Below are 15,067 nucleotides of genomic sequence, written 5' to 3' on the forward strand. Positions count from 1 at the left end.
AAATTTGAGAGTTTGATCCTGGCTCAGAATGAACGCTGGCGGCAGGCCTAACACATGCAAGTCGAACGGAGTTATATTGTAGCTTGCTATGGTATAACTTAGTGGCAGACGGGTGAGTAATGTATAGGAATCTACCTAGTAGTATGGAATAATTGTTGGAAACGGCAACTAATACCGTATACGCCCTACGGGGGAAAAATTTATTGCTATTGGATGAGCCTATATTAGATTAGCTAGTTGGTGGAGTAATAGCCTACCAAGGCAATGATCTATAGCTGATCTGAGAGGATGATCAGCCACACTGGAACTGAGATACGGTCCAGACTCCTACGGGAGGCAGCAGTGGGGAATATTGGACAATGGGCGAAAGCCTGATCCAGCCATGCCGCATGAGTGAAGAAGGCCTTTGGGTTGTAAAGCTCTTTTAGTGAGGAAGATAATGACGGTACTCACAGAAGAAGTCCTGGCTAACTCCGTGCCAGCAGCCGCGGTAATACGGAGAGGGCTAGCGTTATTCGGAATTATTGGGCGTAAAGGGCGCGTAGGCTGGTTAATAAGTTAAAAGTGAAATCCCGAGGCTTAACCTTGGAATTGCTTTTAAAACTATTAATCTAGAGATTGAAAGAGGATAGAGGAATTCCTGATGTAGAGGTAAAATTCGTAAATATTAGGAGGAACACCAGTGGCGAAGGCGTCTATCTGGTTCAAATCTGACGCTGAAGCGCGAAGGCGTGGGGAGCAAACAGGATTAGATACCCTGGTAGTCCACGCTGTAAACGATGAATGTTAAATATGGGAAGTTTACTTTCTGTATTACAGCTAACGCGTTAAACATTCCGCCTGGGGACTACGGTCGCAAGATTAAAACTCAAAGGAATTGACGGGGACCCGCACAAGCGGTGGAGCATGTGGTTTAATTCGATGCAACGCGAAAAACCTTACCACTTCTTGACATGGAAATCATACCTATTCGAAGGGATAGGGTCGGTTCGGCCGGATTTTACACAAGTGTTGCATGGCTGTCGTCAGCTCGTGTCGTGAGATGTTGGGTTAAGTCCCGCAACGAGCGCAACCCTCATCCTTAGTTGCTATCAGGTAATGCTGAGTACTTTAAGGAAACTGCCAGTGATAAGCTGGAGGAAGGTGGGGATGATGTCAAGTCATCATGGCCTTTATGGAGTGGGCTACACACGTGCTACAATGGTGTCTACAATGGGCTGCAAGGTGCGCAAGCCTAAGCTAATCCCTAAAAGACATCTCAGTTCGGATTGTACTCTGCAACTCGAGTACATGAAGTTGGAATCGCTAGTAATCGTGGATCAGCATGCCACGGTGAATACGTTCTCGGGTCTTGTACACACTGCCCGTCACGCCATGGGAATTGGTTTCACTCGAAGCTAATGGCCTAACCGCAAGGAAGGAGTTATTTAAAGTGGGATCAGTGACTGGGGTGAAGTCGTAACAAGGTAGCAGTAGGGGAATCTGCAGCTGGATTACCTCCTTAGGCTTTGTACGTAATTCACCATTTCAAATAATAGTGTCATTATGTACTATACTGCTGTCTTTACTTCTACTTTATTTTTTAATTTCTCGATAACGAAATTTTATGAGTAACAGGCCTCTTTCCCCACATTTACAAATATATAAAGTACAAGTTACTAGTTTTTTTTCTATTATGCATAGATTGACTGGTATCTTGCTGTTTCTTTTATTAATCATACTTTCTTGGTATTTTATATTATATGTTTACTCCCCTAAGTTAATTATAGTAAGGTGCTTAAATGCATTATTGTTCACTCCTGTTGCTAAATTAGCTTATATCTTATGCTTTGTAAGCTTTATGTATCATTTTCTCAATGGTATTCGTCATTTATTGTGGGATGCTGGGCTTAATTTAGAAATTGCTAGTGTTTTAAAAAGTGCTATATTACTAACAATAATGCTATTTCTTTCTACTATGGCTTTTTTATTTATATTTATATGAGTCAATCTGTAAATTCAGTACATCATTGGTGGATCCAGCGTGTTTCTGCGGTGATTTTGTTATTTTTATTTCCTTGGTTTATTTACTCATTTTCTTGCACATTTTATGTTGATAGCCCTTTATCTTTTAATGAAAAATTATTTCAGGCTATTAATCATCCACTAGAGCTTTTGTTTTTTGTTATACTGGTGTTTTGCATTTTTTGGCATGCAGTTCTTGGAATGCAGGTAGTGTGTGAAGATTATATAGACAGCGTACCTCTAAGGATTTTTACAATTACATGCATAAAATACTTATCAAGCATTACTTATATAGTCCTTGCTTTTACGACTTTTTTCTTTTATAGGCATATTTTCTTGTAAAATTGTTAGTTCTGTGTTAGTATATTATTAGTTTACTAATTTTATTATTGAGCTATAGTGATTTTGGTTTGACAACATGTTTGGAGTGTTAAAAAAAGGAGTAGCAGACTTTACGCTTAAAGCAAAAGGTTTATTTGCTTCATCTGAATCTCAAATTTATGTCAAGGATCTTAGAAAGGTAATGACATATACAGATGGAAGAAAATGCAAATATCCAAAGAATTACGATCAGATTGTAAAATCTGGGAAAGTTGTAGAAAGTAAGAATAGTAATGATGAGACTATATATAAACTTTTGTATGGCAAGAAAATTTTTGAATTAGCTTTTGTCGAGAAAATGGATGATAGGTCCTATTTTACCATTGACTTTTTAGTTAATCGGGAAAAAAACAAAGATGTTAAGCATTATGATGGCTACTATAAACCATTTGAGTTTTCAAAAATCGATCTTGAAAAACATATTCCAATTTTTGAAGCTAAAAAAACTAATGATCCTAAATATCCGTTTGAATTAACTCACTCTTCTGTGCTAATGAAAAAGGTAAAAAATGGAGAGGGTAAAGTTCAGGGAGTTGTTGATGAAAAGGGAAGAAATGAAGAATTACTATACACTAGTAATTATAAAAAATTAAGCACTAATTTTTCAGAAATTAGAGATCAAAATGGTAGTCTAGAGCTAGATAAAAGTCTGATATCTGTTCCTATTGTTTTTGCTGCGGGTTTAGCTAAGATTTGTGCTAGACTCCTGACTTTCATTCCTATAAAATTAGGAGAGAATTTGATAGCTAGAAAAAATCGAGTTGCAAAATCTTTTGGTTATCTTTTTTTCACTTCTGCAGTGGTAGTAAGAAATTTAGTAAATATGGGAGCTACAATACTTAAGGTTCCAATTTTATTATTTGTAGCAAATGAGAAAAAGTATGGTGATGCTTATCTTACTATGTGGAAACACCAATTGAAAGAATGTTGGAAAGAAATAAAAAGCGACTTTAATGTTGTTACAAATGGGGAAAGGCCAAAGCCGAAGAAGAAGGATCATAAGCCACTCAGTATAGTGGGCACATGGGATGAGCTTGACGCTAGAAGTCCAGGTATTGAAAGAGAATTGGAAAAGGCGCTGAATAAAAGTAGTGAAAGTATAGATAAATCCAGAGAATCAGGTGTTGGAGAAAGCTTAAAGGAGAAGCCGCAAAACAAAACTGATAAAAAAATAGCTGCAGCCGTTAATCAAAAAAGCAGCACTCCTCATATTGATAGAGAGATAGAAAGAAGACAAGACTCATCACGAAATGTAGGGATTCCATAATGCTCGTAGTCAACCATCACTTTAAATTACTTTTTACTTTAATCATCTCACAATAAAAACTTGCATGCATTTTGCCGTTAGTATAAGATATTAATCAAATAATTAATATCTTAATTAAATGCGCCCTGTAATACTGTGTGGTGGTAGTGGCAGCAGACTTTGGCCTCTATCTAAGCCAAAGCAATTTCAGAAAATATTTAGTCAGAATACTATGTTTCACAACACTTTGTTGAGGCTAAAAGGCGATTATATGCCACCCATCATTACCACAAATATACAATATGAGTCATTATTGATGCAGGAATTACATGCATTACAGGAATGTAAAGTAGTTTTTGAACCAGTTAAAATTGGGACAGCGGCAGCAATACTAATTGCTGTGCTTCTCTGCGATAGGAACGAGACAATCTTAGTTCTGCCTTCAGACCATTTTATAGGTGATTTGAATAGTTTTTATGTTTCTATTGAGAAAGCGTCTAAGCTAGCCTCTGAAACTGACTCTATAGTCACTTTTGGGGTAAAGCCTCATGAATTCAATTCTGAATACGGCTATATAAATGCAGTATATGGTCAGAAAGAAAAATGTCATATAGTAAAAGATTTTACAGAAAAACCCGAGCGTAAGGTAAGTAACGATCATTATTGGAACTCTGGAATATTTGTGTTTAGAGCAAAACGCTATATAGATGAGATAAAAAAAATTGCTCCGACTCTCTATAATTTATGTTGTGAAAGTATGAAGCATTTTGTATCACGAGAGAGATTTCTGTATTTAGAACAGCAAAATTGTGCAGGAATGGGTGATACATCTATTGATCACCTAGTGATAGAAAAAGCAGAAAATATTGTAATGATAGAAGCCAATTTCGATTGGATGGATGTTGGCACTTGGGGTTCAGTTTTAGAGTTAAGTAAGAGATTTAATAAGAATTTTGAGTCGTTTCAAGCTGTAATCAAAGGAAGAGAGCCAGTTTTGATGACAGAAAATGATGCAAAAAATTTACTAGGTAGAGTTTATAAACGGCCAAGTAAGAGCCTAATGTTGTTCATTAATAAAGTTAAGGAAGTAAAGCCAATAAGGAAAGAGGTTAAGCCATGGGGATTTTATAGTGTAGTTTTAATGGGCAAGGATTTTCTTATAAAATACCTTTTTATAAATCCACTGAGCTGCACTTCTAAGCAATTTCACCACTATAGAGATGAGTACCATATAATACTATCAGGGGTTGGATGCGTGAGTTTAGATGACAAAACATATGCTATAACAAAAAATCATGTAGTAGAGATTCCAAGGAAGGTGTTTCATAAAATTGAGAATAAAAGTACAAGATTTCCTCTTGAGATAGTTGAGTTTCAGGTAGGAAAGTTTTTATCTGATAATGATATAGTAAGATTGGACGATATATATGGAAGGTCTTAATATAGAACATTGAATATATTCTATAAGCTTGCTAAATTTAGACAACCTCATTTGAGGTAAAGGAAAAATTACAGTTATATGAAGCATAAAAAGTATGATATTTAAATCTTAGTATAATGTCTATTGCCTTTGAATTTACTATGGCTATTCGCTATTTGCGAGCAAAGAATTCTAGATTTTGCTCTATAATGGCCTTGTTTTCTATTATTGGTATTGCTCTTGGAGTTGCAACGCTAATAGTAGTAATGTCTGTAATGAATGGGTTCAGAGCAAAGCTGCTCGACTCTGTACTTGGCATTAATGGTCATATTAATGTTTACTTTGATAGAAGCATAAATTCAGATTACCACGCAGTGTTAAAATCTATTGAGAAAATCCCAGGTGTATTAAAAGCTACTTCTATGACCAATGATCAAGTGATCGTTGCAGCAAATAGTGGAATTGTGGGTAGCGTAGTCCGTGGTGTGTCAACTAAAGACTTACTTAATAATACTATCGTTAAGAATAATGTAATTATGGGTAACGTGGAAAAATTCGATGAAGGTATCATAATAGGGGCAAGATTAGCAGAAGCTTTGAATATTGATTATGGTGATAACATTATGCTTATATCACCTGAAGGATTTGATGCACTGTCTGGTGAAATACCAAAAATGAAAGAATATAAAGTTGTAGCAATATTTGATATGGGTATGTTTGAGTACGACAATACCTTAATGTATATGCCCATAAAGTCAGCTAAAGCTTTTTTTAATTATAAAGATAATGTGAGAAATATAGAAGTGTTTGTAGATGATATTGCTATGGCTAATAAGCTAGCAAACGCTATAGCAAAAGAAACAGGAATGAGAGCTGAAAGTTGGCAGTCTCAGCAAAGCCATTATGTTAATGCTTTAAAGACTGAAAGAAATGTGATGTTTTTAATTCTCACTTTAATTATAGTTGTAGCAGCATTTAATATTGTTTCAAATTTGATGATGATAGTGCAAGAAAAGAAATCTGCAATTGCAATTATGCGTACGTTTGGTGCAACAAGCGGAAGCATTATGCGCATATTTTGTGCTTGTGGATTGCTGATTGGTTTTACAGGAACTTGTCTTGGCTCTATTATAGGGGTTGTTTTTTCTCTCAATATTGAAAGTATTAGAGTGTTTTTAGAAAACATTACCAACATCAAACTGTTTGATCCTATGATATACTTTTTTTCAAGTTTGCCAGTGATATTAGTCTCTCAAGATGTGATTAACATTTCTGCACTTGCATTGTTCTTATCATTTTTAGCGACAATTCCTCCTGCATTACAAGCAGCTGCTCAAGATCCTGTGGAGATATTACGTTATGAATGATACTTGGAGAAAATGCATAGGTTGGTTCTTAATTATATTGTTGTTTGTTAGCTATATTACAATAAATAACATAATATTTTTTAAAATAAATCAGCAAGAGAGTGAAAATAGTATAAGTATTGTAACGGAAAAGATAGATGAACTTAAAATGTTGCTTGAAGTTAATCAAATTAAGGTAGAGAAAAAGATATTTGATTTAAAGAGAAATCTGCACACTCAATGTGAGCAAGGTGACGGTAGTTCAAGACATAAGAACCTCGCAAAGTTGCTGCTACTTGTGATTAAGATGAAGAATTCGTTATTGCAAGAAGCCAAGTTTGATAATCATATAAATTCAATAAAGCCTTTGATATCAGAGCTTGACGATCCAGAAATAGAAAATGCAGTCAATGAATTGGAAAATTTGAAAGAGGTAGATACTTTATGCGGGTTGAAATTGTCTTTTGAGAAGAACATGACTGTTATTAACTACAATAAAAGTAACTTGTTTAAAAAAATCATTTCAAATTGGATCAAGATAGATGATCGTAGTGATCCACTCAGGTTAAAGCTTGCGGAAATTGAAGAATTAATAAGCGATAATGATTGGCAGAGCATAGCCACCGCAATAAGTGACTTAACATACCCAGAATTCAAACCATGGCTTAATAAATTGAATGATTTTATTGTAGCTTTCAAGAATACTTCAATAATATATCGTCACTTATTACAATACATCTCATGATTTATTTTATAATTTTTGCTTTTTCGTTTTTATTTGGCATATGGATCAAGGTAAGTGGTGAAGTAATAAAATTGGAATTAGGCAATTACACTATAAGTATTGATCTATATTTCGTTATTCTTGCTTGCGTAGTCTTATTATTTTTATTGATTGCAGTTGCACGTTTTTGTTCTTCTATTTCATCAACATTTGCTAACATAAAAAATAGAAGAAGAAGTAGGGAAGAATTGCTTCTCTTTGAAGCTTTCTTTAGCTTAGATTTAGGTAATATAGAGAACACCAATAAGCTAATTAAAAATCTAAATGAAGAAAGTGATAAATTATCTTTAGTAAAGCTCTTTAATTCAGGTAAAACGGGAAATTACAGCTTTTTCAGCCATAATTTAACGAGTATTGCAAGTAAAAATCGCAACTTAGCTCTACTTCTGATCAATAAACTGATTATTCACCTAAAGCAAGAAAGGTTAGTCTTTCAAAAATTTATAGAATATTGCTCTAGTTCAATTAATGATAAAATTTTGTCTATTCCCTTTCAAATAGAGCATTGTATATTGCAAGAAGATTGGATAAATGCAATTTCAAAGTTAAAGGAAGCTATCAAATTCAATATTTTTCTTCCCTTTGATCGTAAAAAGATGTTAGCGGTTTTTTATTGCGCTTTAGCAAAGCAATACGAAAGTAAAGGAAGTTTTTGCAAAGCTATAGATTATTTAGCTAAAGCACAAAGTTATTATGCAACTTTTCAGCCCATCAATTATTTAAAGGCAGAATTATATATCAAGCTTGAAAAAATCAGAAAAGCTTCCACAGTATTAGAGGAAGAGTATAGAGTAAATCCTACTCCTCAATCAGCTAGAATGTATATCAAGTTAAATAATAAAGGCGCTGAAAGACTATATAACTTACGCCCTGATTATTATTTTAGTTATTGCTTGCTTGCTTTGTCTTCAATTAGCTTAGGGAAATATGATCTTGCAAGTCAGCATTTAGATATTGCTATGAAAAAAGCTAATTACATATCAATCTACCTTGTTATGGTACAGCTCAAGATTATGCTACAAGAGTATGATCAAGCAATTTACTGGCTAAATAAGATGAACTCAGAAGCTGTGCCTGATCCAGGTTGGAAATGTGTTGATTGTAATAAAGAGCTAAAGCAATGGGATTATAAGTGCTCAAGTTGCAATAGTCTTAATTGTATTTACCTTATATTATAAGACTCCATAAGGTGTGATACTTTTACATCGAGATTGCTTTAATATAATCTTTATCTCAAAACAGTAAATCTGTGAGTTTCTTAGTTAGGTTTGATTCCAATGTCAAAAAAACTTGTTTTTAGACATTACCAGTTATATATTTTAATAAATTAGAATTATATATAAAATGAAGAGCTTAAAGGAATTATCCTTAAGAATTAAAAATATTAAGTCTGTGCAGAAAATCACGAAAATAATGCAAATGGTTTCTGCAGCAAAATTATTACAAAGCCAAAAGAAATTATCAAATTCAAAATTGCATATATCTAAGCTGCATAGCATTATTTCTTCACTAGCGCTATCAGCGGATCAAGAGTTACTAGCAAGAATTCTAAATATCAATAATGAAGATTCTTTCCTAGTATTTATTATTGCATCTGATCGTGGTTTATGTGGCAGCTTCAACTCCTCTGTTGTTAAATTTAGTCAGGAGCATATAAACAAATTAATTGCAAATGATAAGAAAGTAGACATTGTTTTTTTTGGTAAGAAAGCTTTTGAGACAGGCAAAAATAGATTTAATTCTAAAAATATCTTGAAGGTTGAAAATAGTAAGGGAATCACACTAAAGCGTGTGGAAGCCTTGGTTAGTGATATAGATCTAAGTAAATACAATAAAGTTAAGGTTTTTTACAGTAAATTCTATAATACCTTCATGCAAAAGCCAATATTAGAAACAATAAAACCATGGAGTAAAGACTCATTATTAATTGATAATTCTGTAGTTAGTCCTCTAACAGATTACAGCTATGAGTATGAACCACAAAATATTGAGTTTATTTTAAAATCTTTGACTCAAGATTATGTTACAGCTTCTCTTTATTCTGCTTTACTTGAAAGTGCAGCAAGTGAAAATAGTGCTAGGATGGTTGCTATGGAATCAGCAAACAGAAATACAAAAGAAATGCTAAATAAACTAGCATTACTTTATAATCGTTCTCGTCAAGCAGCAATTACAACTGATTTGATTGAAGTTATAGGTGGTGCAGAATCTTTATAGAAACTCAAGGAATGAAAAATGAATATATTAAATATTGCAGCAGATATCACTAAACTAATAAAAAAGCAGAATCAAGACGCAGAAGTTACAATATATGAAACTAATAAGACCTCGGTTTCTCAGCGTCTATCAAAAATTGAACAAATATCACAATCTAAAAACTGTACTGTCGGAATTAGAGCTATAGCAGGTAAGAACAAAGCTGCGTATATTTCCACAAACGATTTGAATAATCTTAGTAGTGCAGTGAGCCAAGTGGTGGAAATGGCAAAGAATGCCCAGGAAGATCCTTATATTAGTTTTGCTGTAGATGGCAGTAATTATATCTCTTCTGCAGATTTAAATATCTCAGATAATAATGTTGTAACAATTGATAACTTAAAAGAAATTACTGAAGCTACAGAAAATTCAGCTCTTGCACATAAAAATATTATTAATTCCGAAGGAGCTTCATCTTCACATACTTCAGTAAATACAGTATTATCAACCGTTTCTGGTTTTGTTGGTTCATTTAGTAAGTCAACTTTTGTTAATCAGGTTTCTGTTGTTGCTGGAGAAAAGAATGAAATGAAAATAGGCTACGATTACGATGTAGCATGCAACTTCAGTGATTTAAAAACACCGGAGTCAATAGGGAAAGAAGCAGCAAAAAGAGCAATAGATCAATTGGGTTCATGTACAATCAGGACAGGCAAATTTCCGGTTGTTTTTGAAAAAAGAGCAGCAAAAGAGCTAGTAAAGAGCTTTGCTTCTGCCATAAATGGTAGCAATATTGTAAATAATAGCTCTTTTTTGAGAAATAGTTTAAATAATCAAATTTTTAATACTGAGATTAGCATTATTGATGACCCATTGTTACCAAGGGGTATAACATCAAGACCGTTTGACGGGGAAGGAATAATGAGCAGAAGAAATGAATTTGTAAAAAATGGAGTACTGCAAAACTGGATTTTAGATCTATATTCGGCTAGGAAATTAAACTTGGAAACGACCGCAAATGCAACTCGTGCAAGTAATGCTGCAATTATTCCTTCAGCTAGTAATTTCTATTTTAAAAATGGTAATAGATCGTTTAAGGAATTAATTGAGGAAGTAAAAGAAGGAATATATGTAACTGATTTATTTGGTTTTGGTGTTAATTTAATCAATGGCGATTATAGTCAAGGTGCATGCGGATTTTTTATAGAAAATGGTAAAATAACGTATCCAATACACGAGATTACTGTTGCCGACAATTTGAAAAATATGTTTAGCAATTTAGTTGTTGCAAATGACCTAACTTTCTGTGGGCAGTTTAATTCACCAACGATTAAAGTTAGCGAAATGACAGTAGCAGGTTCACTTAGTGATTAAAAATTTTAGTTGCATTAAGTACAATAATTGTGTACTATTACTATGTAATGTTAAGAATAGACTATGGAGTATAGAAGTTTAGTTGCAGTAACTAAGCTTAAAGCATTCTAAATCGTAATTTCAAAGTTTTTCATCACATTAATAATGTTAGTTAGTAGTTTAGGAGTTATCCATATGGAATTTGGTAATATAAAATGGTTTAATGTTGAAAAAGGCTATGGTTTCATCAAGCCAGAAGGTAAAGGTGAGGACGTTTTTGTACATGTTAGTACATTAGAACGTTCAGGAATAAGACCTGATGAACTTCGAGGAGAGGATAAAAAGAGAGGAATGAAAGGGGAAAGAGTAAGTTATGAGCTTAAAGAAGAGCGTGGTAGGAACGGAGAAGATAAAAAGTCTGCAATAAATTTAAGATTGGAAGATTAGTCTATCGTGAAGCTTTTTAATAGGGTAATGTATTGTGAGTAATTTTCATGAAATGGGGCTTCCAACTTTGCTTAGGCAAGCTCTAAGTAAAAATAATCTTTGTGTTCCAACCCCGATTCAGGTGCAAGCGATTCCTCTAGCTCTTCAGGGCAAAGATATTCTTGGGTCTGCTCAAACGGGAACTGGAAAAACCTTAGCGTTTGCTATTCCACTGGTTGCTAAATTGATGAATGAGCCAAGCATTGGTTCAGCTTTAGTCATCGTGCCAACCAGAGAGCTTGCTCATCAGGTAACAAGTGAGATAAGAAAACTCTTATCTCAAAGTTCTTTACTAAGAGTTGCTTTGTTGATCGGAGGCGAGCCTATTTTTAGGCAGCTAAATCAGCTTCAGAAAAAACCACAAATTATAATAGGTACTCCTGGTCGTATTATAGACCATATTGAGCGTAAAACTTTAGTTACTCGGAATGTTGGTATTCTTGTGCTTGATGAGACGGATCGTATGTTTGATATGGGCTTTGGAATTCAGATTGAAGAAATTATGAAGCATTTGCCTAAAATAAGGCAAACTCTTATGTTTTCTGCAACTCTTCCTGGAGAAATAGTAAAACTTACTGAAAAATATCTTAATCAACCAGAGCGTGTTTCTGTCGATTGCCAGGCTACAACTTCTGTAAAAATTAAACAAGAAGTTGTTTATGCATCAGAATCAGAAAAATATGGCAAGCTTGTTACACAATTATGTCAGCGCAAAGGATCAATCATTATTTTTGTCAAAACAAAGCGAGGAGCGGATCAGCTAGCTGACAAATTGCACAAAGATGACTATAGCGCTTTGGCAATTCATGGTGATTTAAGGCAGCACAAGCGTGAAAGAGTCATTGATTCTTTTCGTCGTGGCCGCAATCAAATCATGGTTGCAACAGATGTTGCTTCTCGCGGTCTTGATATTCCGCACATTCAACATGTTATCAATTATGATGTACCACAATCGCAAGCTGATTATGTTCATCGTATAGGTAGAACTGCACGTGCGGGAGCTGAAGGATTTGCATTATCTTTTGTTACACCTCAAGATAAGAGAAGACTGCCTGCACTAGCAGATAAAGAAGGAGAGCCAAATTTTGATTGTAGTATGCAATCTCAAAAACGTAACAGCAAAAAGATCTTTAAAAGGCCAAGTACGTTAAAGGCTAAATACGGTAGAAAAAAGATCAATGTATTTAAGAAGAAAAGCAGAGTACTAGAAAAAGCGTATTAATGTACTTAACTATTCTTCTATTCTTTAAAAGCTCCAGTAAACTTGCTGCAAAGTGAAGTGATTGGAGGATGGTAGAAAGAATATATAGCTAGCCCAAATTAGATTTACCTACAATTTGATAATCTTAATTCTGCTGCTTATAACGTTTTGAGATTATCACAACGGTATAATGTTAGGCTGTGTGGACTATAATCTGTAGCTTAATTCAATTTGGCTACAACGAGCTGCTAGATTTCAGTTTTTTTAATAATTGTGTGCTACTAATTATATATAAATTTACACTTTTAAAGAGAATAGATGATTTCTAAAAATTTAGAGGCAAGTTTAAATAGAGCGTTACAGATTGCTTCTGATTGTAAGCTTAAATATGCAAAAGTGGAACATTTGTTGCTAGCATTAACCAAAGATGTGGATGTAAATTATGTTTTATCAAGATGTAACATCAGAGCTGGTGAAATCATAAATATAGATAATATTATATTAAGGAATGATCGTGGTAATAATGCAAAAGGTTTTTTACAAGACAACTCCGAATTAACTGTCAATAAAGTTGAGCCTGATGTGCTATTTCAACGCATAATACATAAAGCCATGATACGAGCTCATCGTCTGGGAAGAAAAGAAATAAATGGAGCAAGTATTCTATTAGAGATTCTGTCTGAGCAAGATTTATACATTGAAGAGCTATTATGCAAACAGAATGCAAAGGATTCTAATTTGATTTATAACATATCCAATATAAAATATTCAGGTGATATAGAAGAATATGTAACTAATCGCAAGATAAAACTTGATAAGAATAACGATATCTCTACTGTAGCAAATAAAGGTGAATTATTAAAAGATGAAGAAGTTCTACAAAATTATTGTAGAAATTTAAATGATTATGCAAGAAGCAAAAAAATAGATTATGTCATTGGTCGTGATTATGAATTAAATCGCACTATAGAAATCTTGCTAAGACGCAGAAAAAATAACCCTTTATATGTCGGAGAACCAGGTGTTGGTAAAACAACAATAGTTGAAGGCTTGGTATTGAAAATTATTGAAGGTAGTGTTCCGAGTGCACTGAGATCCAGCATAATTTATGCTTTGGATTTAGGATCACTTCTTGCAGGAACACGCTATAGAGGTGACTTCGAAGAGAGAATAAAATCTATAATAAAAGTAATTGAGGCAAAACCTGGCGCTATTCTTTTCATTGATGAAATACACACTATTATTGGAGCAGGTTCAACAAGTGGCAGCTTTCTTGATGCTGGCAATCTGCTCAAACCTGCACTTGCAAGAGGTGCGTTGCGTTGTATAGGTGCAACTACATATAGAGAATATAGCAATAGCTTTGAAAAGGATAAAGCATTAGCAAGGAGGTTTCAAAAAATTAATGTAAAAGAGTCTTCTATTAATGATACAGTAAAGATACTAGATGGTATAAAGCATTACTATGAAAGGTATCATGGAGTATATTACACGAAACATGCCATTAAATCTGCAGCTGAACTTTCACACAAGTATATTACTGGGCGAATATTACCTGATAAAGCAGTTGATGTTATAGATGAAGCAGGGGCATATTGTAAGTTACAAAAAAGCAGGCGAAAAATTATAAACAGTAGAGACATTAAGAGTACTATCGCTAGGATTACAAACGTACCTTGCGGGTTTGATGATATGCAAAGAGTAAAATCTTTGAAAGAAAATCTCAATAGGGCCATTTTTGGTCAAGAGCAAGCGATAGAGTTTCTCGTTAATTCTATTAAAATTGCTAAATCTGGTCTGAGAAGTTACAATAAACCCTTGGCAAAGTATCTTTTTGCAGGGCCAACTGGTGTAGGTAAGACTGAGCTTGCGAAGCAGCTAGCACAAAATATGGGTATGAACCTTATTCGGTTTGATATGTCTGAGTATATGGAACCTCACACAATATCTAGAATGATTGGTTCCCCTCCTGGATATGTGGGTTACGACCAAGGTGGATTGCTTACAGAATCTGTATCTAATAATCAATATAGCGTAGTACTTCTTGATGAAATTGAGAAAGCTCATAGTGATATTTATAATATATTACTACAAATCATGGATTATGGTTGTGTTACAGACACTTACGGACGTAAGGTTAATTTTTCCAATACGATTTTAATTATGACAACCAATGCAGGGGCATTTGAACGTAACAAAAGTTCTATTGGCTTTGGGTATAAAAACTTTAACATCAGTGACAGCGAAAAAGCAATGGAACGGGTTTTTAGCCCCGAATTTCGTAATCGTCTTGATGCAGTCATTTCCTTTTCTGATTTGGATGCGGATGTCATTTTGCACATTGTGGATAAATTTATTCAGGAATTAAAAAAACAACTTGTGCAAAAGGGTATAAGCTGCTCAGTGGAAGAAGAAGTAAAGTCTTATCTTGCGCAAACAGGTTATAGCAAAGAAATGGGAGCACGCCCAATAGAGAGGCTGATTGAAAAAGAGATAAAAAGTCATTTGGCTGAAGAAATACTGAATCGTCGATTAATTAAAGGAAAGAAATTAAGGATTTATATTGGTAAACACGGAATTGCTTTTGATATAGTTTAAATTCTTGCTTGAGTATTAAATTTGTAGTATAGTCACTATTTTTTAATGAGGC

The 15,067-nt window shown here is 34.0% G+C and carries 12 protein-coding genes and 1 rRNA gene; all 13 read left to right on the top strand.

The features are described 5' to 3' along the window. A 16S ribosomal RNA gene (locus tag AAHF52_RS05640) occupies positions 1-1,504 on the top strand. A gap of 102 nt (positions 1,505-1,606) precedes the next feature. Then, positions 1,607-1,984: a succinate dehydrogenase, cytochrome b556 subunit gene (gene sdhC, locus AAHF52_RS05645; RefSeq protein ID WP_010407125.1), complete on the top strand. Its 378-nt coding sequence runs from the start codon at positions 1,607-1,609 to the stop codon at positions 1,982-1,984. Next, the gene (gene sdhD / locus AAHF52_RS05650) at positions 1,981-2,346 is read left to right on the top strand and encodes a succinate dehydrogenase, hydrophobic membrane anchor protein (protein WP_052264670.1); all 366 of its coding nucleotides are present in this window, start codon (positions 1,981-1,983) and stop codon (positions 2,344-2,346) included. Before sdhC ends, sdhD begins: the two co-directional genes overlap by 4 nt. A 76-nt stretch (positions 2,347-2,422) precedes the next feature. Further along, positions 2,423-3,652 carry a hypothetical protein gene (locus AAHF52_RS05655; RefSeq protein WP_264376717.1) on the top strand — a complete coding sequence of 410 codons (1,230 nt, stop codon included), beginning with the start codon at positions 2,423-2,425 and terminating at the stop codon, positions 3,650-3,652. Between the two features lie 118 nt (positions 3,653-3,770). After that, positions 3,771-5,072, top strand: a complete 1,302-nt coding sequence (locus tag AAHF52_RS05660; RefSeq protein WP_012481987.1) for a sugar phosphate nucleotidyltransferase — start codon at positions 3,771-3,773, stop codon at positions 5,070-5,072. A gap of 116 nt (positions 5,073-5,188) precedes the next feature. Then, on the top strand, positions 5,189-6,418 hold the full coding sequence (locus tag AAHF52_RS05665) for a lipoprotein-releasing ABC transporter permease subunit (RefSeq protein ID WP_007302450.1): 1,230 nt from the start codon (positions 5,189-5,191) through the stop codon (positions 6,416-6,418). Next, a complete protein-coding gene (locus AAHF52_RS05670) occupies positions 6,411-7,142 on the top strand; it encodes a hypothetical protein (RefSeq protein ID WP_007302451.1) in 732 nt (243 codons plus the stop codon). The genes AAHF52_RS05665 and AAHF52_RS05670 overlap by 8 nt, the downstream gene beginning before the upstream one ends. Continuing rightward, complete coding sequence (locus AAHF52_RS05675) at positions 7,139-8,359, top strand: tetratricopeptide repeat protein (RefSeq protein WP_019236883.1); 1,221 nt, start codon at positions 7,139-7,141, stop codon at positions 8,357-8,359. The genes AAHF52_RS05670 and AAHF52_RS05675 overlap by 4 nt, the downstream gene beginning before the upstream one ends. Before the next feature lie 166 nt (positions 8,360-8,525). Next, entirely contained in the window at positions 8,526-9,398 is an 873-nt protein-coding gene (gene atpG, locus AAHF52_RS05680) for an ATP synthase F1 subunit gamma (protein ID WP_007302454.1), read from the top strand. Positions 9,399-9,416: 18 nt separating this feature from the next. Beyond that, entirely contained in the window at positions 9,417-10,751 is a 1,335-nt protein-coding gene (locus AAHF52_RS05685; protein ID WP_007302455.1) for a TldD/PmbA family protein, read from the top strand. A 174-nt stretch (positions 10,752-10,925) separates the two neighbouring features. Beyond that, positions 10,926-11,177: a cold-shock protein gene (locus AAHF52_RS05690; RefSeq protein ID WP_007302456.1), complete on the top strand. Its 252-nt coding sequence runs from the start codon at positions 10,926-10,928 to the stop codon at positions 11,175-11,177. Positions 11,178-11,211: 34 nt separating this feature from the next. Further along, positions 11,212-12,438 (top strand): DEAD/DEAH box helicase, encoded by a 1,227-nt coding sequence (locus AAHF52_RS05695; RefSeq protein WP_012481988.1) that lies wholly within the window; start codon positions 11,212-11,214, stop codon positions 12,436-12,438. A gap of 297 nt (positions 12,439-12,735) precedes the next feature. Continuing rightward, a complete protein-coding gene (locus AAHF52_RS05700) occupies positions 12,736-15,015 on the top strand; it encodes an AAA family ATPase (protein WP_007302458.1) in 2,280 nt (759 codons plus the stop codon). The last annotated feature ends 52 nt before the right edge of the window (positions 15,016-15,067 follow it).

The sequence above is a fragment of the Wolbachia endosymbiont (group B) of Melanargia galathea genome (assembly GCF_964030625.1).
In the GTDB taxonomy this organism is placed as follows: Bacteria; Pseudomonadota; Alphaproteobacteria; order Rickettsiales; family Anaplasmataceae; genus Wolbachia.